The organism is Cupriavidus sp. UYPR2.512 (assembly GCF_000379565.1).
GTDB lineage: Bacteria > Pseudomonadota > Gammaproteobacteria > Burkholderiales > Burkholderiaceae > Cupriavidus.
Genome location: NZ_KB902854.1, coordinates 20746 through 45961, shown reverse-complemented (window position 1 = coordinate 45961; position 25216 = coordinate 20746). Strand labels below are relative to the sequence as shown.

Annotated in this window: 24 protein-coding genes and 2 pseudogenes; 18 read left to right on the top strand and 8 right to left on the bottom strand. The window is 67.5% G+C overall.

Annotated elements, in window-relative coordinates; translation table 11 throughout:
- Positions 1–128 precede the first annotated feature (128 nt).
- Positions 129–2387, top strand: coding sequence for a VTT domain-containing protein (locus tag A3A5_RS0104920; protein WP_018309508.1), 2259 nt, complete (start codon positions 129–131; stop codon positions 2385–2387).
- Here A3A5_RS0104920 and A3A5_RS0104915 read toward each other — a convergent pair.
- The 3 genes from A3A5_RS0104915 to A3A5_RS0104905 all read right to left on the bottom strand — a co-directional run bounded on the left by A3A5_RS0104915 (position 2384) and on the right by A3A5_RS0104905 (position 4301).
- Positions 2384–2866, bottom strand: a complete 483-nt coding sequence (locus A3A5_RS0104915; RefSeq protein ID WP_018309507.1) for a DUF1579 domain-containing protein — start codon at positions 2864–2866, stop codon at positions 2384–2386. The genes A3A5_RS0104920 and A3A5_RS0104915 overlap by 4 nt on opposite strands.
- Positions 2867–3089: 223 nt before the next feature.
- Positions 3090–3455 carry a DUF2880 domain-containing protein gene (locus A3A5_RS0104910; RefSeq protein WP_018309506.1) on the bottom strand — a complete coding sequence of 122 codons (366 nt, stop codon included), beginning with the start codon at positions 3453–3455 and terminating at the stop codon, positions 3090–3092.
- 108 nt (positions 3456–3563) lie between these two features.
- The gene (locus A3A5_RS0104905) at positions 3564–4301 is read right to left on the bottom strand and encodes a GntR family transcriptional regulator (RefSeq protein WP_018309505.1); all 738 of its coding nucleotides are present in this window, start codon (positions 4299–4301) and stop codon (positions 3564–3566) included.
- A 141-nt stretch (positions 4302–4442) separates the two neighbouring features.
- Between A3A5_RS0104905 and A3A5_RS0104900 the strand changes: the two genes are divergently transcribed.
- The 4 genes from A3A5_RS0104900 to A3A5_RS0104885 are packed head-to-tail and all read left to right on the top strand — an operon-like array spanning position 4443 to position 9134.
- The gene (locus tag A3A5_RS0104900) at positions 4443–5756 is read left to right on the top strand and encodes a DUF1254 domain-containing protein (RefSeq protein WP_018309504.1); all 1314 of its coding nucleotides are present in this window, start codon (positions 4443–4445) and stop codon (positions 5754–5756) included.
- 11 nt (positions 5757–5767) lie between these two features.
- Positions 5768–7084 (top strand): DUF1254 domain-containing protein, encoded by a 1317-nt coding sequence (locus A3A5_RS0104895; protein ID WP_026200466.1) that lies wholly within the window; start codon positions 5768–5770, stop codon positions 7082–7084.
- Positions 7081–8061: a tripartite tricarboxylate transporter substrate binding protein gene (locus tag A3A5_RS0104890; protein ID WP_018309502.1), complete on the top strand. Its 981-nt coding sequence runs from the start codon at positions 7081–7083 to the stop codon at positions 8059–8061. Before A3A5_RS0104895 ends, A3A5_RS0104890 begins: the two co-directional genes overlap by 4 nt.
- A 59-nt stretch (positions 8062–8120) precedes the next feature.
- Complete coding sequence (locus A3A5_RS0104885; RefSeq protein ID WP_018309501.1) at positions 8121–9134, top strand: tripartite tricarboxylate transporter substrate binding protein; 1014 nt, start codon at positions 8121–8123, stop codon at positions 9132–9134.
- A 2-nt stretch (positions 9135–9136) separates the two neighbouring features.
- On the opposite strand, the pseudogene A3A5_RS45555 reads toward A3A5_RS0104885, so the two are convergent.
- Positions 9137–9253 (bottom strand): annotated as a pseudogene (locus A3A5_RS45555) (TetR/AcrR family transcriptional regulator); the annotation flags it as partial.
- A gap of 52 nt (positions 9254–9305) precedes the next feature.
- Between A3A5_RS45555 and A3A5_RS37620 the strand changes: the two are divergent.
- Positions 9306–9927 (top strand): annotated as a pseudogene (locus tag A3A5_RS37620) (IS607 family transposase).
- Positions 9924–11315, top strand: a complete 1392-nt coding sequence (locus A3A5_RS0104875; protein ID WP_018309500.1) for a transposase — start codon at positions 9924–9926, stop codon at positions 11313–11315. The pseudogene A3A5_RS37620 and the gene A3A5_RS0104875 overlap by 4 nt, the downstream one beginning before the upstream one ends.
- Here the strand turns inward: A3A5_RS0104875 and A3A5_RS45360 are convergent.
- Complete coding sequence (locus A3A5_RS45360; protein WP_255343414.1) at positions 11306–11440, bottom strand: hypothetical protein; 135 nt, start codon at positions 11438–11440, stop codon at positions 11306–11308. The two genes, A3A5_RS0104875 and A3A5_RS45360, sit on opposite strands and share 10 nt — an antisense overlap.
- Before the next feature lie 118 nt (positions 11441–11558).
- On the opposite strand from A3A5_RS45360, the gene A3A5_RS0104870 reads away from it, so the two are divergent.
- Entirely contained in the window at positions 11559–12050 is a 492-nt protein-coding gene (locus A3A5_RS0104870) for a flavodoxin family protein (RefSeq protein WP_018309499.1), read from the top strand.
- Positions 12051–12095: 45 nt separating this feature from the next.
- Here the strand turns inward: A3A5_RS0104870 and A3A5_RS0104865 are convergent, their stop codons facing one another.
- Positions 12096–12305, bottom strand: coding sequence for a hypothetical protein (locus A3A5_RS0104865; RefSeq protein ID WP_018309498.1), 210 nt, complete (start codon positions 12303–12305; stop codon positions 12096–12098).
- Between the two features lie 386 nt (positions 12306–12691).
- On the opposite strand from A3A5_RS0104865, the gene flhC reads away from it, so the two are divergent.
- The 3 genes from flhC (at position 12692) to A3A5_RS0104850 (ending at position 15156) form a co-directional block, all read left to right on the top strand.
- Positions 12692–13279, top strand: coding sequence for a flagellar transcriptional regulator FlhC (flhC, locus tag A3A5_RS0104860; protein WP_051108481.1), 588 nt, complete (start codon positions 12692–12694; stop codon positions 13277–13279).
- A gap of 130 nt (positions 13280–13409) precedes the next feature.
- The gene (locus A3A5_RS0104855) at positions 13410–13787 is read left to right on the top strand and encodes a hypothetical protein (RefSeq protein ID WP_026200464.1); all 378 of its coding nucleotides are present in this window, start codon (positions 13410–13412) and stop codon (positions 13785–13787) included.
- Positions 13788–14277: 490 nt separating this feature from the next.
- Positions 14278–15156, top strand: coding sequence for a lipid A biosynthesis lauroyl acyltransferase (locus A3A5_RS0104850; RefSeq protein ID WP_018309495.1), 879 nt, complete (start codon positions 14278–14280; stop codon positions 15154–15156).
- Positions 15157–15163: 7 nt separating this feature from the next.
- On the opposite strand, the gene A3A5_RS0104845 is transcribed toward A3A5_RS0104850, so the two are convergent.
- On the bottom strand, positions 15164–15985 hold the full coding sequence (locus tag A3A5_RS0104845; protein ID WP_232431263.1) for an IclR family transcriptional regulator: 822 nt from the start codon (positions 15983–15985) through the stop codon (positions 15164–15166).
- Positions 15986–16108: 123 nt separating this feature from the next.
- Here A3A5_RS0104845 and A3A5_RS0104840 point away from each other — a divergent pair, with 123 nt between their 5' ends.
- Genes A3A5_RS0104840 through A3A5_RS0104825 form a run of 4 tightly spaced genes read left to right on the top strand, consistent with a single transcriptional unit; the run spans position 16109 to position 20335 of the window.
- Positions 16109–16879 carry an enoyl-CoA hydratase/isomerase family protein gene (locus A3A5_RS0104840; protein WP_018309493.1) on the top strand — a complete coding sequence of 257 codons (771 nt, stop codon included), beginning with the start codon at positions 16109–16111 and terminating at the stop codon, positions 16877–16879.
- 13 nt (positions 16880–16892) lie between these two features.
- The gene (locus tag A3A5_RS0104835) at positions 16893–18083 is read left to right on the top strand and encodes a CaiB/BaiF CoA-transferase family protein (RefSeq protein ID WP_018309492.1); all 1191 of its coding nucleotides are present in this window, start codon (positions 16893–16895) and stop codon (positions 18081–18083) included.
- A gap of 20 nt (positions 18084–18103) precedes the next feature.
- A complete protein-coding gene (locus A3A5_RS0104830; RefSeq protein ID WP_018309491.1) occupies positions 18104–19270 on the top strand; it encodes an acyl-CoA dehydrogenase family protein in 1167 nt (388 codons plus the stop codon).
- A 60-nt stretch (positions 19271–19330) separates the two neighbouring features.
- Positions 19331–20335, top strand: coding sequence for a tripartite tricarboxylate transporter substrate binding protein (locus tag A3A5_RS0104825; protein WP_018309490.1), 1005 nt, complete (start codon positions 19331–19333; stop codon positions 20333–20335).
- A 23-nt stretch (positions 20336–20358) separates the two neighbouring features.
- Here the strand turns inward: A3A5_RS0104825 and A3A5_RS0104820 are convergent, their stop codons facing one another.
- Complete coding sequence (locus A3A5_RS0104820; protein ID WP_018309489.1) at positions 20359–21252, bottom strand: LysR family transcriptional regulator; 894 nt, start codon at positions 21250–21252, stop codon at positions 20359–20361.
- A gap of 133 nt (positions 21253–21385) precedes the next feature.
- Here A3A5_RS0104820 and A3A5_RS0104815 point away from each other — a divergent pair, with 133 nt between their 5' ends.
- The 3 genes from A3A5_RS0104815 (at position 21386) to A3A5_RS0104805 (ending at position 25188) form a co-directional block, all read left to right on the top strand.
- Positions 21386–22939, top strand: a complete 1554-nt coding sequence (locus A3A5_RS0104815) for an AMP-binding protein (RefSeq protein ID WP_018309488.1) — start codon at positions 21386–21388, stop codon at positions 22937–22939.
- Positions 22940–22950: 11 nt separating this feature from the next.
- Positions 22951–24135, top strand: a complete 1185-nt coding sequence (locus A3A5_RS0104810; RefSeq protein WP_018309487.1) for an acyl-CoA dehydrogenase family protein — start codon at positions 22951–22953, stop codon at positions 24133–24135.
- A 63-nt stretch (positions 24136–24198) separates the two neighbouring features.
- Positions 24199–25188 (top strand): tripartite tricarboxylate transporter substrate binding protein, encoded by a 990-nt coding sequence (locus A3A5_RS0104805; RefSeq protein ID WP_018309486.1) that lies wholly within the window; start codon positions 24199–24201, stop codon positions 25186–25188.
- Positions 25189–25216: the final 28 nt, after the last annotated feature.

Below are 25216 nucleotides of genomic sequence, written 5' to 3'. Positions count from 1 at the left end.
CGCGCCTGATCCGCCCAAGGCTTGCCCTTACCCCTGGGGCGCCACCTGCACGCCTGGGTCAGCCCACTTGCCGCGCCGGTACGGAAGTTGCGCGACACTTCTGGCTGAATCTCCCCGAAGCGTGCGACATGAGGCAACACAACCCGCCCGGCACCACAGCGCCCCCCGCACCTGGCCCGCATGATTTCCAGGCGCCGGCCGGCTTGACGCTGGAGCCGGGGCGCAACTGCTGGCGCGTCGAGCCCTGCCAGCGCTTTGCCATGCTGGTCGACGCCGACGCCTACTACCGCGCGCTGCGCGAAGCGCTGCCGCGCGCCGAACACACCATCTTCATCCTCGGCTGGGATATCGACAGCCGCATGGAACTGATGCCGCAGGGCGCGCAGGACGGCCTGCCGGCGCGCCTGCGCGACTTCCTGTGCGCGCTGGCGGACCAGCGCCCCGAGCTGCGCATCTATATCCTGAGCTGGGACTACTCCATGGTAATGGCGATGGAGCGCGAGTGGCTGCCGTCGGCCAGCGCGCACTGGCAGGCGCACCGGCACCTGTCGTTCCGGCTTGACGGCAACCATCCCCCCGGCGCCTCGCACCACCAGAAGGTGGTGGTGATCGACAACAAGCTCGCCTTTGTCGGCGGGCTGGACCTGACGCTGCGCCGCTGGGACGACAGCCGCCATGCCCCCCGCGCGCCGCTTCGCATGGCCGAAGGCAAGCCCTACCCGCCCTTCCATGACGTGCAGTGCGCGCTCGACGGCGCCGCCGCGGCGGCGCTGGGCACCCTGTGCGCGGCGCGCTGGCTGCGCGCCAGCGGCAGCCAGCCGCGCCCGGTTGCGGCCACCTCGTCAGACCCGTGGCCGCCAGGCCTGGCGCCGGAGCTGACCGACGTGCGCGTCGCCATCGCCCGCACCATGCCCATGTGCGAGGACGAGCCCGGTGTCAGCGAGATCCGCATGCTGCTGCGCGATGCCATTGCCTCGGCCCGGCACAGCATCTACATGGAGAACCAGTACTTCAGCTCGCACGAGATCGCCAAGGCACTGGAGGCACGGCTGGGGCACGAGGACGGCCCCGATATCGTGCTGGTATCGCGACGCAACGAGAGCGGCTGGCTGGAAGCGCACAGCATGGGCGTGCTGCGCGCGCGCCTGTACCGCCGCCTGCGCGCAGCCGACACGCAGGAACGCTTCTGCCTGTACTGCCCGTCGATTCCAGGCCTGGTCCCCGAATGCGTCAACGTGCATAGCAAGGTCACGGTGATCGACGACGACTTCATCACCATCGGTTCATCCAACCTCAGCAACCGCTCGCTGGGGCTGGATACCGAGTGCAATATCGTCGTGGTGTCGAGCGGCGACCCGCGCGTGCAGGCGGCCATTGCCGCCATGCGCGCACGGCTGCTGGGCGAGCACCTGGATGTGACACCCGAAACCTTCCAGGCCGAGGTCGCCGCCACCCGCAGCGTGCTTGCTGCCATCCGCAAACTGCAGCGCGCGGACGGGCGCTCTCTGGAAGCTTACGAGCCGCCGTTGCCGGACGATGTCGATGCCGCCGCGCCGGCGGCCAACCTGCTGGATCCGATCGAGCCGATCGACAGCGACCAGGTGCTGGCCGAGTTCGTCAGCCATGAGGCACGCCCGCGCGTGCTCGGGCGCGTCGGGATGATGGTGGCGCTGGCGCTGCTGCTGGCAGGACTGGCATTTGCCTGGCGCCATACGCCGCTGCGCGAATGGGCGGACTTCCGCACGCTGCTCGGCGTGATCGAGCAGTTGGACGAGATGCCACTGGCACCGCTGGCGATGATGGGCGTCTACCTGGCCGGCGCGGTGACGATGCTGCCGGTGACGGTGCTGATCCTGGTGACCGTGGTCATATTCGGCCCGCTCTACGGCGCCGCGCTGGCGCTGTGCGGCACCGTGTTGAGCACCGGCGCGGGCTACCTGGCCGGCCGGTTGCTGGGGCGCAATGCCGTGCGCCGCTTTGGCGGCAGGCGGCTGAACCGGGTCAGCCACCAGTTGGGCAAGCACGGGGTGGTGGCAATGGTGGTGCTGCGGCTGGTGCCGATTGCACCGTTCGCGCTGGTCAACCTGGTGATCGGTGCATCGCGCATCAGCCTGCGCGACTGCCTGGTCGGCACCGCGCTGGGCATGCTGCCCGGCATTGTGGTCGCTGCCTGCCTGGTGAACCGCGTCGCCGCCGCGGCGCGCGATCCGGGCCTGGTCACGTTCGCCTTGCTGGCACTGGTGCTGGTGGTGCCGGCGTCGCTGCTGCTGGTGCTGCGCCGCCGGCGCCGGCGCCATGCCGAGGGCGGCGCCGCGCGCCGCCACGACGATCCGCCCGGCCCCCGCGGCCGGCTGGCACGGCCGGCGGCACTGCGCCGCCAGCCCTAGCGCTGGCGGCGATAGCTGGCATTCATGAACTGGGTCCACTCGCCGTTCTCGCCCAGCATAAAGGACGTCAGCGTGCGGTGGTCGTCGTCCGTGAAGGCGATCACGTCGCGGTACTGGGCCATGCGGCCATTGCCGGAGCAATCCGGCCCCTCGGCACGCAGCGTCAGCTGCTGGCCGCCCGCCTCGAGGTCGCCTTCATAGATCCACAGGTGGGTCATCATCGAGCCGATGAAGGTCCCCACGAAATGCTTGCGGGCGGGGTCGTAGCCCAGCGTCATGACCGTGGTGGACGGGCCGCAGCCGGGCATGTCGCCCTGCGTCACGCACTGGACCCAGACCTCGCCGACGCTGCTCACGCGCTCGGGGATCTCCCACTTCTGCACCGGCTGGTCCGGTCCCATCGATGCCTCGCCTTCGGCGATCCAGTCGCCCACCAGCCGTTGCAGCCAGCGGTGCTCCTTCTGCGCTTCGGTCTTCATTCGCGGTCTCCTTGGGCGGCAGCCACAGGCATTTGTGGATGCCGTACACATAGCCTAGCAAATGAAATGGACAGCGTCCACTTTCGCCTGTGATTTAGCCAAAATGAAATCGTCCAGTTGGTCGTCAGGCTAGTCGCGAGGAGGCGCCATAGCCGTAGCTATGGCAACGACGCATGGCGGCCAACTGGGCGATTTCATGGCAAGGTATTTGCGGAACAGGACACTAATTTTGCGGCAGCCTGACCTTGGGCACCACGAACTGGTTGCCCGGGGCGCGCAGCACGTCGCACTGGACCTTGGCCTTGCGCACAGCGCCGTCCTGCGCCAGGTATTCGACGTCGGCCACCACGCTGTAGGCGTCTTCGGCCACCTTGCGGGTCTTGCCGCCGACCCATTTGAAGCTGGCGGGATTGGGGAGCGCTGCCTTGACCGCCTTCTTGCAGGCGAGCGGGGCCTCCGGGGCCTCGTCCTTGCCGCGCGGCTTTGGTGCGTCGTCCTGCCCGGCAGCCAGCGCCGCCGACGCGCACGCGACAGACAACGCCATCACCAGCGCGGTGGACAGGGAACGCGGAAAAAGCGGCGCAAGCATCTTGGACTCCTGGGGCGGAAGTGGGCGCCACATTCTAACGCCAGCGCCGATGCCGTTCAGGCCACGGCATCCGCACAAAAGTTCCCCTGGCGCCACTGCCAGGTGGCGCTAGCGCCGCACGCAGGCCTTATAGGTGAACTTGTCGCCACGAAACATGAATTCGGAGAAAGCCAGCGGCTTTTCGTCGATGTCATGCGGCGTGAATCGGATGCGCAGCAGTGGCTCGCCCGGCGCCACCTTGAGGCGGCGCGCGGTTTCGGCATTGGCGGGGATTGCTGCGCTCTCTGTATGCAGGTACTTGAGGCGATAACCCAGGCGGGCTTCCACAATCATCAGTGCATCGTGGCGTTCAAGGTCGTGCTCCAGGATCGCGCGCATCAGGGGTTCTGGCGCCATCGTCATGCCGACCGCCACCGGGACGCCGGCCACTGACTTGAGCATGGTCACGCACAGCAGCTTGGTTCCCGGCGGCAGGCGCAGCGCATCGGTGGCCATGGCCGGCGCCGCCACCAGACGCGTCGACAGCAGCTTGCCATGCGCTTCGTGCCCGCGCGCGCGCATGTAGTCGAAAAAGCCGGTCAACGGCCCCAGGTCCGCCTGCCCCGCCGGACGGCTGACAAAGCTGCCCTTGCCGTGCACCGTCTCGATCAGCCCTTCGGCAAGCAGCGATGCCAGCGACTGGCGCACGGTGATGCGGCTGACGCCGAATTCAGCCATCAGCTCAGCCTCGGACGGCAGCTTGATGCCCGGGGTCCATTCGTTATTGACGATGCGCTGGCGCAGCGCGCCTTCGATCTGCCTGAAGCGAGGCTGGGAGCTTGTTGTCACGAGATTGATGGTGTTCACGGCATGTCCGATGCGGGCTTCTACTTATCATAACAACATTGACTCGTCATAACATGTTATGACAACATGCTCCGACACGCCAATGACAAGATTCGCGGCGCCGTACAAAACGTTATGGCGCACGCATCCGGAGACAACGCCATGAACCAGCCCGCTGCGCCCTTTCTTGCCGGCGCACCCATCGACACGCCCCAGGAAGCCCTCACCGCCGCGGCGGCACTGCCGCTGGTGCTTGCCACCTATCCGCTGTTTGAAAGCCTGCGCACCTGCCAGCTGCAGACCTCCGTAGCCCAGGCCACGGGCTACGGCCGTGCCCCCGTCAACGTGCTGTCCGCCAGCACGCACCAGTGGACGCACAGGGACCGCGACATCGTCACCCCGGCCAACGACCTGCTCTACTTCTGCGCCTGGGTCAACCTGGCCGACGGCCCGGTCACGCTGCACGTGCCGGCACTGCCGGACGCCAGCCGCTACTACGTGGTGGAGCTGCTCGACGCCTGGACCAACAACTTCGAGAACCTGGGGCCGCGCAACGTGCCCGCGGCCGGCGCCGACATCGTGCTGGCCGGACCCGGGCAGCACGCCGAAGGCGACCACGTGGTGCGCTGCCCCACGCCACTGGTCTGGCTGCTGGGCCGCGTGCTGGTGACCGGTGCCGACGACCTGCCGGTGGCAAGCGCCTTCGAAAACGGCTTCCGCCTGTCCGGCGGCACCAGGATGCAGCCCGCCTGCGTGCGCGACTGGCAGGAAGGCGGCGAGCCCGCGCTGGATTTCTTCGCCAACATCTTCAACGCCCTGCGCGAGTATCCCGCCGAGCCTTCCGCGGCTGGCCTGCTGTCGCTGCTGCGCAAATGCGGCATCCGCGCCGGCGACGCCGTCGATGTGGGCACACTGCGGCCTGCGGTGCAACAGGGCCTGGTCCGCGCCTGGCACGAAGGCATGGCCCTGATCGAGGCCAACACCCGCAGCCATGCGCGCAAGAGCTGGACCTACAGCCTGCTGCTGGGCCGCTATGGCGACGACTGGATGCAGCGCGCGGTCACCGCGATGAAGGGGCTGGGCGCACTGCGCGCCGAGGAGGCCGTCTATGCCGTTGCCGACTATGACGCCGACGGCGAACTGCTGCACGGCCGCCACGCCTACGCCCTGCACTTCCCCGCGGGACACCTGCCGCCGGCGCAGGCGTTCTGGTCGGTCTCGCTTTACGGCGCCGACCGCTTCTTCACCGACAACGCCATCGGGCGCTATGCGCTGGGCGACCGCAGCCCCAGGCTGCAATACGATGCCGACGGTGGCCTCACGCTGACCATCTCGCACCAGCGCCCCACACAGGCGCGGGACAACTGGCTGCCGGCACCGGACGGCCCGTTCTACCTGATCCTGCGGCTCTACCACCCGACCGATGGCTTCATGGCCGGCGACTATGTGATCCCGCCCTTGCGGCGCGTTGCCTGATGGAGCGCGCCATGGAGCCTCACGACAACCAACTCGGCATGCTGGCGTGCGCCGCGGTGCGCTTCACGCTGCCGCTGTACGAGATGGCGCGCATGCGCGCCGCCACCTGCCCGCGGCGCGATGGCGCCGGGGTCTTTGCCGGCGACGGGCCCGATTCCACACTGCGCTGGATCAACACCGTCACGCATGTGCGCGCGCTGCTCGGCCCGCAGCACCGGCAGGTCGTCACGCCGAACCACGACACGCTCTACACCAATGCGTGGCTCGACCTGTCCAACGGCCCGCTGCTGCTCGACGTGCCCGACTGCCACGGCCGCTACTACGTGCTCGGCCTGCTCGACGCCTATACCAACCCGTTCGGCTATATCGGCACCCGCACCACCGGCGCGCAAGGCGGCACGTGGCTGCTGCATGGGCCAGCCTGGCGGGGCGAGGTGCCGGCCGGCGCAACGCCGCTGCCCTGCCCCACCAACGCGGTCTGGATCATCGGCCGCATCCTGGCCGGTGGCGAAGCCGATTTGCCGGGTGCACATGCCCTGCAGGATGGAATCCGCCTGCGCCGGCCAGACGGCACCAGCGCAGCAACCGTATTCGATGCTGGCATGCAAGCCGGCGAGCGGCCAGCCGATCCCGACCGCTACGCCGCGGTCGTCACCCGCATGCTGCGCGAGAACCCGCCCCCCGCCGCCGAAGCGGAACTGGTCCGCACCTTTGCCCCGGCCGGCATCGGCAGCAATGCGCCGCTGACCGGGGCACAGCGCGCGGCACTGGCCACCGCGCTGACGCAGGTCGACGCGGAACTGGCCGCGCCCAGGGCCTCCGCGCTGGGCGGCGGCTGGTTCCTGCCGGTGGAAATCCGCACCTCGTTCGGCACTCACTACGCTCTGCGTGCCGAAGTGGCGCGCAACTACATCGGTGCGCTAGGCGTTGAGGAAGCCATGTACCTGATGGCCGATTGCGATGGTGACGGCTTGCCACTGGACGGCACGCATCAGTATGAACTGGTGTTTCCCCGGCAAGGACTACCCCAAGTGGGCGCATTCTGGTCGCTGACCATCTACCGTAAATCGGACTGCATGCTGGTCGAGAACCCCCTGCAGCGCTACTCGCTGGGCGACCGCTCGCCGGCCCTGCGCTCGGCGCCCGACGGCAGCCTGCGCATCGTGCTGGGCGCGCAACCCCCTTCGGAGAACGCCCTGGCCGGCAACTGGCTGCCGGCACCCGCGGAGCCGTTCTATGTAGCGTTGCGCCTCTACGTGCCCGGCCCCACGCACCTGGAACGCACCTTCCGCTATCCACCCATCCGCCGCATGAAGGAACCATCATGAATCGGACCTCAATCTTCGCCCGGGCCGTGCTGACGGCCAGCCTGGCGATGCTGTGCCTGGCCAGCCCCGCGCAGGCGCAAACGTATCCGTCGCGGCCGGTCAAGCTGGTGTCGCCATATGGCGCTGGTGGCTCCAATGACATCTCTGCCCGCATCCTTGCCGAGGCACTTGGCCACAAGCTTGGCCAACAGGTGGTGGTGGAGAACAAACCTGGCGCCGGCACGCGCCTGGCCACCGAGCAGGTGGCCCATGCCGCGCCGGACGGCTACACGCTGCTGTGGGCCGCCGCGCCCTTCGCCATCAATACCGCGGCAGGGATCGCTCAGCGCTACGACGTCCGCAAGGACTTCGTGCCAGTGGGACCGCGCGTGCTGGGCCCGGTCTTCCTGATCGTCAATGCCAGCTCGCCGGCCCGCACCGTGTCCGACTTCGTGCGCATGGCCCGGGACAAGCCGGATGGCGTGACGCTGGCCTCCCCGGGCGCAGGCTCCGGCCCGCACCTGACCGCCGAACTGTTCGGGCAGGTCGGCAAGTTCAAGCTGCTGAATGTCCATTACCGCGGCGACGCCACCGCCTATACCGAACTGCTGGCCGGCCGCGCGGACGCCACCCTGACCGCCATCACCTCGGCGCTGCCCTTTATCAAGGCCGGCAAGCTGCGCGTGCTGGCAGTGGCCTCGGAACAGCGTTCGCCGGTCTATCCGGATGCGCCCACCTTTGCCGAGCAGGGTTACCCGGGCATGGTCGGCTACGGCTGGTTCGGCCTGGTCGCGCCGGCCGGCACGCCGCCCGCCGTCTCCGAGCGCTTGAACCGCGAGGCATCGGCCGTGCTGGCCGATGCCGATATCCGCAAGAAGCTGCTGGGGCTGGGGCTTGAGCCGCAGCCAGAGCCGGGCAGCGCGTTTTCCGCCTTCATCGACCAGGAGATCGGCAAATGGGGCAAGCTGATCAAGGCTCGCGGCATCAAGCTGGAGTGAGACATGCCCTTCGACGCAGGGCAACACGTGACAATCCATCCCAAGGAGACAACGCCATCATGATGACCGCTGCCCCCCTGCTGCGCGGCCCGCTGCTGCAAGCCGCCCTGCCCCTGCTCACCATGCTGGCCCTGGCCGCCGCGCCCGCCCCGGCCGGCGCACAGGGCGCCTACCCGGCCAAGCCCATCCACCTGATCGTTGCCTACCCGCCGGGCGGGCTGACCGACACGCTGGCGCGCACCATCGGCGATGGCCTGTCGCGCCAGATCGGCAAGACGGTGGTGGTGGAGAACAAGGGCGGCGCCGGCGGCATCATCGGCACCGACTACGTCGCCAAGTCGGCGCCTGACGGCTATACGCTGCTGATGACCATTCCCGGCCCGATCACGTCCAACCTGGCGCTGTACAAGAAGCTGCCCTACGATCCGCGCACTGAACTGCGCCCGATCTCCGACATCGCCACCGCGCGCACCGTGCTGGCGGTCAACAGCAGCGTGCCGGCCAAGACCGTTGCCGAACTGCTGGCCTATGCCAGGGCATCGCCGGGCAAGCTGCGCATGGGCTCGTGGGGCGCGGGCACGCAGCCACATACGATCCAGACCTACGTCGCCAGGCAATACCAGGCGGACATGCTGCACGTGCCCTACCGCGGCGAAGGGCCGATGGTGACCGACCTGCTCGCCGGCCAGGTCAACGTGACGGTGGGCTCCGTGACCGCACTCAAGCAACACTTCGCCACCGGCAAGCTGCGGCCCCTCGCGGTCACCGGCACGCGCCGCGCACAGGGCCTGCCAGACGTGCCGACCTTCGCGGAAGCCGGCTACCCTGACGACCCGTTCCGGCTGACCGGCCCCATCACCCTGATGGCACCGGCCAGGACGCCGCAGGACATCATCAACCGCCTGGGCCGCGAGACCGCCAGCCTGGTCGCCAGCGCCGACATGCAGCGGCGCATCGTGGACATGGGCGCGGAACCCCTTGGCAACACCCCGGCACAGGCCGAGGCGGCGTACAAGGCGTACCTGCCGGTGGTGCTGAAGCTGACGGCGGATACGGGGGTGACGCTCGACTGACCCCGCTCCGCGTGGCGGATGCGAGGCAACAGTGCCTGCCAGAAGCCATCCCCGGAGCTGAAGTAGTAGATCAGCATGCGATGGCTTGTGCCAAACGCATCCGCCACACTGCGCAAGGAGCAAAGCAACTGATACTTCATTCCTGCTCAAACCTATCTATGATTACTCGCCATGAGTAAGGTTTATCGGATCAACGATTTCGCAAAGCGCATCGGACGGGCTCCGAGTACGGTGCGCCGCTGGGAGCGCGAGGGCATCCTGGCGGCTAAGCGCCTGCCTTCCGGGCATCGATACTTTGACGAGTCCGATGTTCGGGCGATGCTTGGCGGCGGACCTGAGAAGCGATCGACAGTCGTGTACTGCCGCGTCAGTAGCGCTGGGCAGCGCGACGACTTGCAATCTCAGGTAGCGGCGATGGAGGAATACTGCCGGGCTGGCGCATGCTGTCGACGAGTGGATTCAGGAAGTCGGCGGCGGCATGAACTTCAAGCGCGAGCGTTTCCTCGTGCTGATTGAGCGCATCCAGCGTGGTGAGATTGAGCGAGTTCTCATCGCCCACAAAGATAGGCTCGTTCGCTTCGGATTCGACCTGCTCGACCATCTTGCGCGCGAGAACGGGTGCGAGATCGTCGTGGTTAATCAGGAACCGCTGTCGCCAGAGCAGGAAATGGTTGAGGACCTGCTTGCCATCGTCCATACGTTCTCATGCCGCCTGTACGGCATGCGCAAGGACAAGAAGCAGATCAAGGAAGACTATCCGGGTAGCAAGGAACCGAAGGAAATTCTGGGATGACAACCGTCACCCGCACTCTCTATGCGACGTCTTCGTGCGTTCCTGCGCTTCGCGCGGTGTGCAGGGCGACGGCGTTCGTCCGAGCGGACCTCTGGCGTCGCTACGGCGCGCTGGGGAACGTCGGCAAGAGTGCGGCTGACATCCGCAAGGAAGTGACTGCTGGCGGCTGGTATGCATCGCTCGCGGTGGACGGCACGATCCGAGCCGAGACCACGAAGGACGCCGTCAACGACATCTTGACATACAAGGCGGCCGCATGCGCGAAGGTGCGACAGGCCATCGCGAAGCGGACCTCCGACGAAGCAGAGCGAAAGCGGCTCTATACTCTGCTCAAAAGTGACAAGTGGCTCGAAGACAAGTACCTGCACCGGATGATGCGCAAGTACTTTCGGCACGGCGTTTCGCGTTGCGACAATCAGTTCATCGTCCGCTCGGACAAGCATGAGAGCCGCGTCAGAAACGGACACCTTGTCATCACCATACACATCGCCAGGCAATACGGCCCTCCGATCGAGCTCACGACGAACAGCAACGGCAAGAACGTCGACCTCACGGGTTGCAACCTGCGTGTGATCGTGAAGAGTGACGCGGTCGAGATCCACTTCGCTACAGCGAAGGCCGAAGGGCTCCCCTGCGGCACAGGGGAAATTGGCGTCGACAAAGGTTACACGGAGGCCTTCGCCGACTCAGATGGCGAGCATCATGGGCAGACGTTCGGCGCTGTGCTGAGCGCTTACAGCAACCAGGTTTCGAAGACCGGCAAAGCACGAAACCGGCTGCATGCCCTTGAAAAGGCCCATCGCGAAGCCGGTCGCATCGCCAAGGCCGAGCGCATCAGGAAGTGCAACCTCGGATGCGTGAAATTGCAGGCGCGCAGGGACCGCACGAAGCAGCGGTTGCGCACGATTGCCTACCAGTCCGCGCATACAATCGTGGGTAAGGCGGCGGTGGTCGGTTCGGAAGACTTGGCCTCTGCCATCAAGCGAAGGGGGCAGTGGCGGAACTACAACCGCCGCATGAGCGCATGGGCCAAAGGTGTACTGGCTCAAGCGCTCGATGAAGTTTGCACGCAGCGTGGAGCGACGCACGTCGTCGTCAACGCCGCCTACACGTCGCAAATGGACTCGTTCACGGGCTTGCTGGAAGGCAAGCGCGAGGGCGACAAGTTTTACCGTGTCAACGGGGACGTTCTTCAGGCGGACACCAATGCTGCGCGGAACGTGCGGAACAGGATTCACGACCGGGAAATCACCCGGTACATGCCTCACCTCCAGGTGAAGCAGATTCTGCTCGCGCGCTCCTCCGGCGCAACTGAGCGTCAGGTGGCTTCAGTTGGGCGGCGCAAGCCGCGTCAACGAAGTGCGGATAAATCCAATGCTCAACTTTGAGCACATTTTATGGAACAGAGATCGCCCAGGCCATTGGCAAGGACATGATCGGTGGCGGCATCCAGCAACTGGATGGCCTGCTCGCTGGCGGAACGGTCAATGGCGGGGGCTTTGGCTTTCGGCATGGAGGGGTGGCACGTGCGCCAGGCGCGCAGGATGCGCTGCCCCGGATTCTACGATAACTGTCGTCGCCGACCCGCGTGATACAGTCATCAAGGTACGGCACACAGCCCACACGCAAGCATGAAAACGCTGCTGATCGTCTATCACACCATGACCGGAGGCACCCGCCAGATGGCCGAGGCCGCCGCTGACGCGGCCCGCCAGCAGCCCGGCGTCACGGTCGTGCTCAAGACGGCTGCCGAGGCCGGCCCGGACGATGTCCTTGCCGCCGATGGCTACCTGTTCGCCACACCGGAGAACCTGGCCGCCATGGCAGGGATGATGAAGGACTTCTTCGACCGCTGCTATTACGCCGCGCTGGACCGCATCAACGGCCGCCCCTACGCCACCATGATCTGCGCCGGCAGCGATGGCGAGAATGCGCTGCGCCAGATCGACCGGATCGCCACCGGCTGGCGGCTCAACGGCGTGGCGCCGGGGCTGATCGTCTGTACGCATGCGCAGACGCCGGAGCGCATCCTTGCGCCCAAGCACATCGAAGCCGGGGACCTGGCGCGTTGCGCGGAGTTGGGTGAGGGGTTGGCGGCGGGGTTGGGGCTTGGGGTGTTCTGATGGCACGCCAGGGCCGTACCGCGCTACGGGGCGGGACGGGCCCGTTCAGGCAGCCAGCGGTGTGATGCCGCGCGAAATGCCATTGCCGCCCTCTTCTTCCTGCACGATCAGCCCGACGCCACGCCGCCTGGCCGCGGCCAGGCCGATGCTGACGGCGATTTCGCGATCCTCGCAGTGCACCAGGCCCTTGCGGGCACTTTCGACCGTCAGTTCCCAGCCTTGCGCCGTCTGCCTGATCAGGAAGTTCGCAGCCATGGATCGCTCCGCCGTTGGTGTTCTTGCAGCGTAGTCCACGGGCCCGCCAATGAAATCGGCGCCAGTCCGATTACGTGCGGGCACTTCTCCTACACCGGGGTAGGGATGGTCAAATCCGGGCGACGTGCATGACACACAATAATCGTGAAAATATGATTGTTGATGCATGTCATGGTTATAACTTCCTGATCGATCCAAAAATCCTCCTCGACTACGAGAAACCTAAGCCCCGGACCCGCGAGAGACCGTGCCGCGCACGGTGACCCGCCGGGTCATGGTTATCGGAGACAGGCTCGGGCAAGCCGGATCAGCAACCGGCATTTTGCCCGCGCCCATTTCCGATATATCCCAGGAGGAGACCCATGGATGTACACGATATCGCCGGCATGGCTGTGGCCGGCTCACCGGCCCCGGTTCCGCGCGCCAGGCCCCCGCTTCCCGGCAAGAGCATGCTGCAGGATGTTGAGCAGATCCGCCTGGCGATCGAGATGATCGGCCTGGGCGCCCGCCTGCAGGTGCTGGAATCCGAAGTGTCGCTGCCACGCGTGAGGCTGATCCGGCTGTACAAGGAGCTGTGCGGGGTATCGCCGCCCAAGGGCATGTTGCCGTTCTCCACGGACTGGTTTGTCACCTGGCGCCCGAATGCCCATGCCTCGATGCTGCTTGGCGCCTACCGCTTCATGACCAGCCGCGGCGGCCTGGACGGGATCCGCGCGGTCTTGTCCAGCTACCGCATGTACCGCGAACAGCTGTGCGCCACCGGCGAGGCCGCGCAGCTGAGCTTTACCCGCGCCTGGACGCTGGTGCGCTTCTATGAGCGCGGCATGCTGCAACTGGCGCGCTGCAGGGACTGCGGGGGTGAGTACGTCGTGCAGGCCGACGATGCGCGCCACCGCTACGTCTGCGGGCTATGCCTGCCGCCGGCGCGCGCAGGCAAGGGCCGCAAACCCGCGCCGGCTGCGTTGGCCGGCTGACGCCGCGCTGGGCGTCCCAGTGTCTGCCGCCGCACAGTCCGGTGCACGGCAGACTTCCATGATGAGTGCTTCTGCCATCCAGGCCGCCGGCGTTTCAGGCCGGCCCCGCTTGTACCAGGGAGCCTCGCCCATGTTCAGGATCACTATGCTTGGAAAAAAGACCGGCGCGGCCGCGCCCGACAAGAATGACCACAACGCCGCCGCAACTCCCGCGCCGGCTACGCCTGGCGAGCCGGGCAAATCGATGCCGGAACAGTTGGCGCAAAACCTCAAGACACAAGGCGATGCCATGATCCAGTATGGTGCGCGCCTGCTGGTGATGCGCGAGCTGCTGTGCTCGCTGACCACGGGCCTGCCGCCAGCGGCGCGCGCCAGCGCCGAGCAGCGCTTCCGCCAGCGCATTAACCAGTTGATGTCGCTGACCGATGACCATGTCCTGCCGGCGGAATTCCACCGCGCATTGCTGGCCGAGGTCAATTACTATCTGGGCGAGTTGAAAAAGCCCTGAGCAATTCCTCCCGGATAATCCGCCGGTCATTATTGCAGGCGTGGCGACGCCGTCCGCGCGTATTATTCCGCGCCATTTTCCTTTCTCCGGACCGCACCGCCACAGTCAGAAATGCCCTGCCCCTGCCAGGGCATTTCCGCGGAATCCCGCAGGCGCTGCAATAATCTCGCTTGGTTTGCTACTGGTAGTAACCGTCATCGCCGGGCAGCGGCCCGTCGTGCTACAGTGCGCCCTTCGGAAAAAGTTTGCGCAGCCACGCATAGCGCACCCACGCCGCCCATCAGCCCGCGCGCCGCGCCTTGCTTTATCAGCCCGCGACGCGCACACCGTGCCGCGCCAGGCGCCAGGCACGTGCCGGGGGCCGGCCCTCGCTCTTCCTGTCGTTCGCGTGCATCCCGTTCGCCACCAGCCGGTGGCGCCGAATTATTGCCGCGCAGCCGCCTGCCCGGGGCCATTGTCCCAGCCGCCGCTGCCGCTCCCTAGGATATTCATGAAACACCGGCTCCAGGCCGCGCTCACCATCGCAGTCTTCAAGCTCGTCGCCGCCCTGCCGTACGGTGTCACCGCACGCCTGGGCGATGCGATCGGCAAGCTGCTGTATCGCATCCCCAGCCGCCGCCGGCGCATTGTCCATACCAACCTGTCCCTGTGCTTCCCGGACATGGATGCAGACACGCGGGACAAGCTGGCACGGAACCACTTCGGCCACGTCCTGCGCAGCTACCTGGAGCGCGGCGTGCAGTGGTTCGGCAGCGCCGAGCGCCTGGGCAAGCTGGTGGAACTGGACACGCGCATCGACCTGGCCTCGTGCGCGGAGCATCCGACCATCTTCATGGGCTTCCATTTCGTCGGCATCGAGGCCGGCTGCATGTTCTATTCGATGCGCCACCCGGTGGCCTCGCTGTACACCAGGATGTCCAGCACGATGCTGGAAGAAATCTCGCGCACGCAGCGCGGTCGCTTTGGCGCCGAGATGATCCCGCGCAGCGGCAGCGGCAAGCAGGTGGTGCGCACGCTGCGCGCCGGCTGCCCGGTGATGCTGGCGTCGGACATGGATTTCGGCATCAACGATTCGGTGTTTGTGCCGTTCTTTGGCGTGCCGGCCTGCACGCTGACTTCGGCCTCGCGCCTGGCCGGCATGACCGGCGCGCGCGTGGTGCCATTCACCACCGAAGTGCTGCCCGACTACCGCGGCTACCGGCTGCGCATATTCGACCCGCTGGAAGGCTTTCCCTCAGGCAGCGTTGAGGAAGATGCGCGCCGCATGAATGCCTTCCTCGAAACCCAGATCGCCACCATGCCGGAGCAGTATTACTGGATCCACCGGCGCTTCAAGAACCGGCCCGCAGGCATGCCGTCGGTGTACTGAGTCCAGATTATCCGGTGGCGCGGCGCCAGGCCTCCTGGATGTCCGCCACCAGCCGCGCCAGCTGGGCCGCATAGCGGGCATTGTCGCGGCTGCGCTCGCTCTCGTTGAACGGGAAGCTGATATTGAGCCCGTACAGCTGCTGGTCCGGCCCAGAGAATGCGGCCCCCACGGCCAGCAGGTGCCCGGGCTGGTAGGCCGCGGTGCAATAGCCGCGCCGCTGCGCCTGCGCAATGCTGCGCAGCACCTGCGCCCGCATGCCAGCCCAGGCCTCGCCCTGGCGCGCGGCGATGCCGGCCAGCAGATCCTCCCTCCCCCCCTCAGGCTGCGCTGCCAGCCATGACAGCCCGATCGCCGTCATCTCCATCGGCACGCGTGTTCCCGGCACCACACGACGCGTGCGCGACACGCTGTCGCGGCTGTGCCGGATCGACGCCAGGTACACCATCTCCAGATGGTCGCCCACGGCCAGACCCACGTTGACCTTGCCGGCCTCGGCCACCTTGCGCATCAGCGGCAGCGCAATGTCTGGCGCGCGGCTGGACTGGTGGAAGGCATCGGCCAGGCTCAGCACCACCGGCGCCAGCCGGTAGGCGCGTTCGTTCACGTCATAGCGCAGGAAGCCGGCATCCACCAGCGAGCGCGTCAGCCGGCTGACGGTGGGGCGCGGCAGGCCGGTGCGCAGCGCCAGTTCGGCATTGGTCAGGCTGGTGGTGCCAACGCGGAAGGCCCGCAGCAGCACCAGCCCGCGCTCCAGCGACTGGCTGCCAGCGGTGTCACGGGTAAAGCGGCCGGTCTGGTGCGTGACGCGGCGGGTGGAGGGCTCTGGCAAGACGGCGTCCGGCATCGTCAATAATTTCAGTTACTGAAATTCGAGTATAGCGGTACGGCCGCGCGGCGCGAATACTGTGTGCATCCCGGCCCCAAGCCGGCCCACCACGGAGGAGCGCCCCGCATGTCAACCGACGCCAATATCCAGGTCACCCATGAAGGCCACGTAGCCCGCATCGTCCTGTCCCGCCCGCCGCACAATTTTGTCGATGCCGACATCATGCGGCGCCTGGCCGACGCCCTGCAGGCGCTGGACGACGACCACGACTGCCGCGCCATCGTGCTGGCATCCGGCGTCAGCGCGTTCTGCGCCGGCGCCGACTTCAGCGGCGCCGGCCAGGGCGAGGTCGCCAACGATCCGGGCGGCTTCTACGCGCATGCGATGAGGCTCTACCGCAACCGCAAGCCGATCGTGGCCGCGGTGGAAGGCGCCGCCATCGGCGCCGGCATGGGGCTGGCGCTGGTGGCGGACTTCCGCGTGACCTGCGCCGAGGCGCGCTTCAGCGCCAACTTCAACCGGCTGGGCTTTCACCCCGGTTTCGGCATGAGCCTGACGCTGCCGCGGCTGGTGGGCGAGCAGCAGGCCGCGCTGCTGTTCTACACCGGCCGGCGCATCACCGGCACCGACGCCGTCGAGATCGGCCTGGCCGACGAACTGGTGGAAAAGGCGCAGGTCAGTGCCCGCGCCATGGCCCTGGCGCAAGAGATCGCCGCTTCTGCCCCGCTGGCCGTGGAAACCACGCGCGCCACGCTGCGCGAAGGGCTGGCCGACCGCATCGCCGAGATCAACCAGCGCGAGCTGGCGATCCAGCACGGGCAGTTCCGCAGCGAAGACTTCCGCGAGGGCGTCGCCGCCATGGCCGCGCGCCGCGCCCCTGTTTTCAAGCGCCGTTGAAGGAGTGGGCCTGATGAGCGAACAAGACCCCCGCGCCACGCCGGCCGGCCCGCTGGACGGCATCCGCGTGCTGGATCTCACCGCGGTCGTACTCGGGCCGCTGGCCACGCAGGTGCTGGCCGACTTTGGCGCCGACGTGATCAAGATCGAAGGGCCCGAGGGCGACCTGATGCGCGCCAACGGCGTCTCGCAGCACGCGGGCATGAGCTCGATCTACCTGGCGCTGAACCGCAACAAGCGCTCGGTAGTGCTCGACCTGAAGACCCCTGAGGGCGCCAAGGCGCTGCGCGAGCTGATAGCCAGCGCCGACGTTCTGGTGCACAACATGCGCGTAGCCGCGATCGAGCGGCTGGGCTTCGGCTATGCCGAGGTGGCGCGCATTAACCCGCGCATCGTCTACTGCGTGGCCACCGGCTTCGGCCAGGACGGCCCGCACCGCGACAAGCCGGCCTTCGACGACATCATCCAGGCCGGCTGCGGGCTGGTCGCACTGGGTTCCATCACCGGCGATCGCCCCGAGTACGTGCCCAGCCTGATCGCCGACAAGACCACCGGGCTGGCACTGGCCAACGCTGTGCTGGCAGCTCTGCTGTACCGCGAGCGCCACGGCGTCGGCCAGTCGGTGGAGGTGCCGATGCTGGAGACCATGACCGCGTTCGTGATGGCCGAGCACCTGGGCGGCCTGACCTTCGAGCCCGCGCCCGCCGGTGCCGGCTACGCCCGCCTGCTGCAAGGCGGGCGCCGCCCCGCGCCGACCCGCGACGGCTGGATCTGCGCCCTGCCCTACACTGAGCGCCACTGGCAAGCCTTCTTCCGCGCGGTCGGCCGCGACGACCTGGCCGAGCGCTACGAGGTGGCCGACCGCGCGCAGCGCAACGCCAATATCCGCGCGCTGTACGGGCACCTGGCCGAACTGACGCCGGCGCGCACCACCGACGAATGGATGGCACTGTTCGAGTCGCTCGACATCCCCGCCACGCCGATCTACGGCCTGGACGCACTGGTCGACCACCCGCACCTGCGCGCCGTCGGCCTGTTCCAGGAAACGCAGCACCCCACCGAAGGCCCGCTGCGCGAAGTGCGCCCCGCCGCGCGCTTCTCCGCCACGCCGCTGTCGCTGCGCCGCCATGCGCCGGGGCTGGGCGAACACACCGCCGAAGTCCTGCAGGAGCTGGGCCTCGCGCAAGGCGCCAGCCAGCGATAACCAATCAGCAGGAGACAGGCATGAACTTTGAACTGGACGAAGAACACCGGATGCTCAAGGACCTGGTCGCGCGCTTTGTGCGCGAGCAGCTGATCCCGCTGGAACCCACGGTGCTGGCGCGCGAAGCCGCCGGCGGGCAGATGACGCTGCTGCCGGAAGAGCACGCGCGGCTTGACGCGATGTCGCGCGAACTGGGCCTGTGGGGCCTGGATGCGCCCACCGAGATGGGCGGTGCCGACCTGCCCACGGTGGCGATGGTGGGCGTCAACGAAGAACTGGGCAAGACCATCACGCCCTATGAACTGCCGCCGGACTCGCCCAACCTGCGCATGCTGATGCTGAGCGCCAGCGAGGCCCAGCGTGAGCGCTACCTGGCCCCTTACGCGCGCGGCGAGACCGTGTCGGCCATCGCCATTTCCGAACCCGGTGCCGGCGGCGATCCCGCCATGATGACCACGCGCGCCGAACGCGACGGCGACCAATGGGTGCTCAACGGCCGCAAGATCTGGATCAGCCGCGCGGCAGGCGCCGACTGGACCATCGTCATGGCCGTGACCGACAAGGCCAAGGGCGCGCGCGGCGGCATCTCGGCCTTTATCGTCGAGCGCGGCACGCCCGGCTTGCGCGTGGAGCGCCGCATCCCGATGATCGGCGGCGCATCGACTTACGAGGTGGTGCTGGAAGACTGCCGCATCCCCGCCTCGCAGCTGCTGGGCACCGAGGGCCAGGGCTTTGCGCCGATGCAGGCGCGGCTGTCCACGCGCCGCGTGCAGATGGCCGCGTGGTGCATCGGCCGGGCGCAGCGGGCGCTGGACATGATCTGCGAGTACGCGCCGCAGCGCCAGACCTTCGGCGCGCCGCTGGCGCAGCGCCAGGCGATCCAGTGGTGGGTGGCCGACGCCGCCACCCGCATCCACGCCTGCCGCCTGATGACCTACGAAGCCGCCAGCCGCATCGACGCCGGCGACGAGGCCCGCACGCAGGTATCGATGATCAAGGTGTTCGCCACCGAGATGGCCTGGGACGTGATCGACCATGCCATGCAGACCTTCGGTGCGATGGGCATGACCAAGGAGCTGCCGCTGCAGCAGATGGCCAACGAGACCCGTCTGATGCGCATCTACGAAGGGCCCAGCGAGGTACACCGCTGGGTGATTGCCCGCGACCTGCTCGGCCTGCGCCGCTAAGCCCTCGTTTATCCCCTTGCACCGGCGGGAACACGCCGGGCTTTCCACTTAGGAGACACCATGCAACAGGCTTTCCGTTCCCGCCGCCGCTTCCTCGGACTGGCTGCCGCCGCGCTGGCGGCCATCGGCACCGCCACGCCGCTGGCGGCGCCCGCCGCCGAGTCCGCCGACGCCTTCCCCGCCCGCCCGATCCGCTTCATCGTGCCCTTCCCTTCCGGCAGCGGCACCGACACCACCGCGCGCATGTTCGCCAAGAAGATCGGCGAGCTGACCGGCCAGGGCGTGGTGGTGGAGAACAAGCCTGGCGGCAACGGTTTTATCGGCGTGCAGACCGCGCTGAACGCGCCGGCCGACGGCTACACCGTCTTTATCGGCAGCAATTCCACGCTGTCGACCAATGCCGCCACCTTCCGCAAGCTGCCATATGACCCGTTGACGGACTTCGCGCCGATTACGCTGCTGTCGCGCGGGCCATGCGTGATCATCGTGCCGGCAAGCTCGCCCTACCGCACCCTGGCCGAACTGCTGGAAGATGCCCGCAAGCGCCCTGGTGCGCTCAACTATGGCTCGGGTTCGATCTCCTACACGCTCTACTCCGAGTGGCTCAACGAACTGGCCCGCATCAAGACCACCGCCGTGCCGTACAAGGGGGCGGGCGATGCCATCAACGGCGTGATGGCGGCCAATGTCGACTTCGCCGTGGTGGATGCCACCGGCGCCATCGAACTGGTCCGTGGCGGCAAGGTCCGCGCGCTGGCCTTCACCGCGCCGCAGCGCTCGCCGCTGCTGCCGGAGGTGCCCTCCATCGTCGAAGCCGGCCTGTCTGACTTCCTGGCCTACAACTGGGTGGCCGCGGCGGTCTCGGCAAAGACGCCGCCGGCGGTGGTGAAGCGGCTGCAGGACCTGTTTGCGCAGGCCGGCAACGCCCAGGATGTGCGCGAGTACTACACGCGCCAGTCGACCAAGCTGATCCTGTCGTCGCCGGCCGAGATGCTGCAGTACCAGAAGGACGAGATCCAGCGCTGGAAGCGGCTGGCAACCGTGGCGAAGATTCCGCTGCAGTAGCCGCTTGCCCGGGGCCTGACGGCTCAGCGGCTGTGCTCGCGCAGCAGCACCGTCAGGCGCTGCGCCAGCGGCGACAGGTAGGCGCCCTCGCGCGAGATCACGCCGATGTTCCGGCGCAGGTCCAGTTCTTCCACGCCCAGCGGCAGCACACGCAGACCGTGCTGCATGGCATCGCCGCCTTCATTGGCGATGCTCAGCATCTGCGTGCCCTGCATCAGCGCAAACAGCGAACTGCTGCCAAAGTCGATCTCGATGCGCGGCTGCGGCGCCGGCAGGCCGCGCTGGCGGAACGCCGCGTCGACCTGCTGGCGCAGCGTGATATGCCCTTCGGGCAGCAGCCATTCCTGGTCCGCCAGGTCCGCCAGCCGCAGCTTGCGCCGCTGCAGCAAGGCATGGCCTTCGTCAGCCACCACCACCAGCCGGTCGTCGAAGAGCGGCTGCACCGCAAAGGTAGTTGATGAGGCTGCCGAAGGCGCCGGCGCCACCGCGACATCCAGTTCCCCGGCCGCAAGCAGGTCCAGCAGGTCCCGCGCCAGCCTGCGGCGTAGCCGCAGCCGTGCCACGGGCCGCTCGCGCACCAGTTGCCGGCAAGCGCCCAGGATCAGGCTGCCCGGGATCGACGGCGAATAGCCCACGCGCAGGATGCCCTGCTCGCCGGTGCGGATGCCCAGCATCTCCTTGATGCCGTCCTCGTATTCCAGCTGGATGCGCCGCGCCCGTTCCAGGAAGCGCGTGCCGGCGTAGGTGGCGGTCATGCCGTTCGCGGTGCGCTCGAACAGCGGCAGCCCCGCCTGCGTCTCCACCCGCTGCACTGCCTTGGTCAGCGCCGGCTGGCTGATGCCCAGCGCGTCGGCGGCACGGCCGATGCCGCCGTGCGCCGCCACGGCGAGGATGTATTCGATATCCCGCGTCTCCATTGCCTCACATTCCTGATGGTTATGGCTTTATAGCCAACGCCTCATTGTGGTGATGCCTGTCATCTTACAGACTACAGCGCACGAGCACACGTAAAAGCGCTCGCCAGGATCATCAAGCATCAACGGAGACAGCATGGGTTTCGCGTATTTCCTGCGCCGCGCCGCGCGCTACTGGGGCGACCAGCCCGCCATCCTCTATCAGGACCGGGAGGTGACCTATCGCCAGCTGGACGAACGCTCCACGCGCCTGGCCAATGCGCTGCTGGCACTGGGCCTGCAGCCCGGCGAACGCGTCGCGGTGCAGTCGCGCAACCGGCCGGAGCTGGTCGAACTGGAGTGCGCGCTGTACAAGGCCGGACTGGTCAAGGCAGCGCTCAACCCGCGCTTCACCGCGGCCGAGGCCAGCGACGTGGTCGAGAACTGCACCCCGCGCGTGCTGATCGCCGGCCCCGGCTACACCGGCTATGCGCGCACCACGGCCGGCTTCGGCAGCATCGAGACCTTTATCGCCATCGGCGATGCGCCGGCGGGCTATGTGGAATATGAAGCGCTGCTGGCCAACGCAGGCACCACGCCACCGGACATCACCCCTGCCCCCGACGACCTGGCCGTGCTGCACTTCTCGTCCGGCTCCACCGGCAAGATCAAGGCCGCCATGCAGAGCTACGGCAACCGCATGGCGGCGCTGCGCAAGATGGTGTCCGGCATGGACCGCCCGGCCCGCCCCGGCGACCGGCTGGCCCTGATCGGGCCGGTCACGCACGCCTCCGGCATGCTGATGCAGCCCTACCTGTACCAGGGCGCCACGCTGGTGCTGTTCGAGAAATTCGAGCCCGCGCACTTCCTGGCCGAGGTGGCGCGGCTGCGCATCACCCACGTGTTCATGGTCCCGGCCATGATCAACATGCTGCTGGCCGAGCCCACGCTGGCGCAGGCCGACCTGTCCAGCCTGAAGACCCTGGCCTACGGTGCCGCCCCGATGGCGCCGGCACGCATCCGCGAGGCCTGGGAGCGCATCGGCCCGATCCTGTCGCAGGGCTATGGCGCCAGCGAATCGACCTCTGGCGTGACGCGCCTGTCCACCACCGACCATGCCGACGCCATCGCCAACCATCCTGAGCGCCTGGCCTCCTGCGGCCGCGCCCTGGGCGAGACTGAAGTGCGCGTGGTCGACGAGCAAGGCAAGGAGGTCGCCGTGGGCGAGATCGGCGAACTGGTGATCCGCGGCGAAGACGTGTTCCACGGCTACTTTAACGAGCCCGGGCTGACGCGCGAGACCGTCATCGACGGCTGGCTGCACACCGGCGACATGGCGCGCGTGGACGAGGCCGGCTACCTGTACCTGGTGGACCGCAAGAAGGACATGATCATCTCCGGCGGCTTCAACGTCTATCCGACCGAAGTGGAAGCCACGCTGTACCAGCACCCCGACGTGCTGGAAGCCTGCGTCATCAGCGTGCCGGACGACACCTGGGGCGAAAGCGTCAAGGCCGTGGTCACGCTGCGCCCCGGGCGCGAGGCCACCGCGCAGCAGCTAATCGCGCACTGCCGCGAGCGCATTGCCGACTACAAGTCGCCGCGCTCGGTGGACTTTGTCGCCGAGCTGCCCAAGAACGCCAGCGGCAAGCTGGCCCGCAAAATCGTGCGCGAACGCTACTGGCAAGGCGTCGGGCGCCGCGTGAACTGAAGGAGCCCGCCATGTTCGATCACCTGACCAATCCCGTACTGCTGGAAACCCGCGCCGGCATCCGCCGCTTTATCGACGAAGAGCTGCGCCCGCTGGAACAGGAACTTGGCCTGGGTTCTGAAGACCCATGGCCGCGCGAGACCCTGCGCAATGTCTGGCGCCGCTCCAGCGAGCTGGGCTTCTACGCCGCCTGCCTGCCGACATCGCTCGGCGGCAAGGGCCTGAACATCCAGGAGCAATGCGCGCTCAAGGCCGACCTGGCCGCCAGCGGCTCCACCCTGGCCGCGCACGTGCTGGGCGACCTGGGCGGTCCGCCGCGCGTGGGCAATATGCTCAAGTACGCCACCCCGGACCAGCTCAAGCGCTACTTCGAGCCCGTGATCCGCGGCGAGAAATCGACCTGCTTCGCACTGACGGAAACGCATTCCGGCTCCGACGCGCAAAGCATCAGGACCTCGGCCGTGGCCGATGGCGATGTGCTGGTCATCAATGGCGGCAAGCACTACATCAGCGGCGCGCCGTTCGCGGACTTTGCCATCGTCATGTGCGTGACTGACGCCACCACCACGCCGCCGGCCATCACCGCCGTGCTGGTCGACCTGGACCTGCCCGGCGTGACGGTAAGCAACGAGTATGTGCCGATGTCGGGCCAGCATATCGACGGCGACATCCGCTTCGAGAACGTGCGCGTGCCGCGCGCCAATATCTTTGGCGGCGAAGGCAACGGCTTCAGGCTGGGCATGTCGCGCATCAACGTGAACCGCCTGCTGCACTGCCCCAGCATGCTGGGGCTGGCCACCAAGGCGTATGAATCGTCGGTGGCATACGCCGGCCAGCGCCGCCAGTTCGGCGGCCCGATCGCGCGCTTCCAGGCGATCCAGCACATGCTGGCCGACATGGCCGCCGCGCTGTGGGCCTGCGAAAGCATGATCACGCATACCGCCGCGCTGGCCGATGCCGGCGCCGATCTGCGCATGAAGGCCGCGGCGTGCAAGCTTTTTGTCTCGGAGCGCTGCTTCGAGGTGGCGGACAAGGCCGTGCAGATCCACGGCAATGTCGGCGTCACGCGCGGCCACCCGGTGGAGCAGACCTTCCGCAAGCTGCGCATGTTCCGCATCTTCACCGGCACCAGCGAGATCCAGCGCAACACCATTGCGCGCGCGATCCTCGAACCGCTGCAGCAGCAGAAGGCCTGACCATGCCGGCGGCACGGTCGCCGCCGGCACGAAGACCCTACGACAAGACCACGGAGACCAAGCATGAACCGCCGAAACTGGCTTGCCACCGCCGGCGCCGCCGCGCTGGGCAGCCTGCTGCTGCCGGCCCGCGCCGCTGCGCCGTCCAGCTACCCCAACCGCCCGATCCGTCTGATCGTTCCGTTTATCGCCGGCAGCACGCCCGACAACGTAGCCCGCACGCTGTCGGCGGAGCTGGGCAAGAAGCTCGGCCAGCCGCTGGTGGTCGAGAACATGCCCGGCGCCGGCGGCATCATCGGCGCCAGTGCGCTGCGCCGTGCCGCGCCCGATGGCTATACGCTGGGCATCCTGGCCAATGCGCACGTGATCAACGTGCACATGTACCGCAAGATGCCATACGATCCGATCCAAGACTTCACGCCGATCACGGCCCTGTCCGGCGGCCCGACCGCGCTGGTGGTGTTCGTCTCGTCGCCCTACAAGACCGCCGCCGAACTGATCGCCGCCATGAAGAAGGCCCCGGGCAAGTTCAACTACGGCTCCGGCGGCAAGGGCAGCATCGCCCATCTTGCGGTGGAAACCATGCTGCATCAGACCGGCTGCGACGCCGTGCATATCCCTTACAAGGGTGCGCCGGAAATCATCACCGCCATGCTGAGCGGACAAACTCAGTTCGGCATGCCGGTGCTCGGCACTGCGACCCAGTACGTACGCAACAACCAGGTCAGGGTGCTTGCCGTCACTGGCGCCGCGCGCTCGCCGTTCTTCCCGGACGTGCCAACCATGGCCGAGGCCCTGCCCCCGGGCTTTGTCATCGACAACTGGAGCGGCCTGTTCGCACCGGCCAAGTTCCCGGCCGACCTGACGCAGAAGCTGCACGCCGCCATCGGCGCCCTGCAAAGCGCCGGCGTGTTCGATGCCCAACTCAAGGCCAATGCCGGCGAGCTGCGCCGCAGCGCGTCTCCCGCGCAGTTTGGTACCGTGGTCGCCAGCGACAACACGCGTTACGGCGACCTGGTGAAGTCGATCGGCATGGTCGGCGATCTGGGCTGAGGGTCCTGCCCTGCCCTCGCGCCGCATG

Excerpts from the sequence above, each read along its gene's own strand:
- A3A5_RS0104920 (WP_018309508.1), top strand. The coding sequence starts at position 129 with ATGAGGCAACACAACCCGCCCGGCACCACAGCGCCCCCCGCACCTGGC.
- A3A5_RS0104915 (WP_018309507.1), bottom strand. The coding sequence starts at position 2,866 with ATGAAGACCGAAGCGCAGAAGGAGCACCGCTGGCTGCAACGGCTGGTG.
- A3A5_RS0104910 (WP_018309506.1), bottom strand. The coding sequence starts at position 3,455 with ATGCTTGCGCCGCTTTTTCCGCGTTCCCTGTCCACCGCGCTGGTGATG.
- A3A5_RS0104900 (WP_018309504.1), top strand. The coding sequence starts at position 4,443 with ATGAACCAGCCCGCTGCGCCCTTTCTTGCCGGCGCACCCATCGACACG.
- A3A5_RS0104895 (WP_026200466.1), top strand. The coding sequence starts at position 5,768 with ATGGAGCCTCACGACAACCAACTCGGCATGCTGGCGTGCGCCGCGGTG.
- A3A5_RS0104890 (WP_018309502.1), top strand. The coding sequence starts at position 7,081 with ATGAATCGGACCTCAATCTTCGCCCGGGCCGTGCTGACGGCCAGCCTG.
- A3A5_RS0104885 (WP_018309501.1), top strand. The coding sequence starts at position 8,121 with ATGATGACCGCTGCCCCCCTGCTGCGCGGCCCGCTGCTGCAAGCCGCC.
- A3A5_RS0104875 (WP_018309500.1), top strand. The coding sequence starts at position 9,924 with ATGACAACCGTCACCCGCACTCTCTATGCGACGTCTTCGTGCGTTCCT.
- A3A5_RS45360 (WP_255343414.1), bottom strand. The coding sequence starts at position 11,440 with ATGCCGAAAGCCAAAGCCCCCGCCATTGACCGTTCCGCCAGCGAGCAG.
- A3A5_RS0104870 (WP_018309499.1), top strand. The coding sequence starts at position 11,559 with ATGAAAACGCTGCTGATCGTCTATCACACCATGACCGGAGGCACCCGC.
- A3A5_RS0104865 (WP_018309498.1), bottom strand. The coding sequence starts at position 12,305 with ATGGCTGCGAACTTCCTGATCAGGCAGACGGCGCAAGGCTGGGAACTG.
- flhC (WP_051108481.1), top strand. The coding sequence starts at position 12,692 with ATGGCTGTGGCCGGCTCACCGGCCCCGGTTCCGCGCGCCAGGCCCCCG.
- A3A5_RS0104855 (WP_026200464.1), top strand. The coding sequence starts at position 13,410 with ATGTTCAGGATCACTATGCTTGGAAAAAAGACCGGCGCGGCCGCGCCC.
- A3A5_RS0104850 (WP_018309495.1), top strand. The coding sequence starts at position 14,278 with ATGAAACACCGGCTCCAGGCCGCGCTCACCATCGCAGTCTTCAAGCTC.
- A3A5_RS0104840 (WP_018309493.1), top strand. The coding sequence starts at position 16,109 with ATGTCAACCGACGCCAATATCCAGGTCACCCATGAAGGCCACGTAGCC.
- A3A5_RS0104835 (WP_018309492.1), top strand. The coding sequence starts at position 16,893 with ATGAGCGAACAAGACCCCCGCGCCACGCCGGCCGGCCCGCTGGACGGC.
- A3A5_RS0104830 (WP_018309491.1), top strand. The coding sequence starts at position 18,104 with ATGAACTTTGAACTGGACGAAGAACACCGGATGCTCAAGGACCTGGTC.
- A3A5_RS0104825 (WP_018309490.1), top strand. The coding sequence starts at position 19,331 with ATGCAACAGGCTTTCCGTTCCCGCCGCCGCTTCCTCGGACTGGCTGCC.
- A3A5_RS0104820 (WP_018309489.1), bottom strand. The coding sequence starts at position 21,252 with ATGGAGACGCGGGATATCGAATACATCCTCGCCGTGGCGGCGCACGGC.
- A3A5_RS0104815 (WP_018309488.1), top strand. The coding sequence starts at position 21,386 with ATGGGTTTCGCGTATTTCCTGCGCCGCGCCGCGCGCTACTGGGGCGAC.
- A3A5_RS0104810 (WP_018309487.1), top strand. The coding sequence starts at position 22,951 with ATGTTCGATCACCTGACCAATCCCGTACTGCTGGAAACCCGCGCCGGC.
- A3A5_RS0104805 (WP_018309486.1), top strand. The coding sequence starts at position 24,199 with ATGAACCGCCGAAACTGGCTTGCCACCGCCGGCGCCGCCGCGCTGGGC.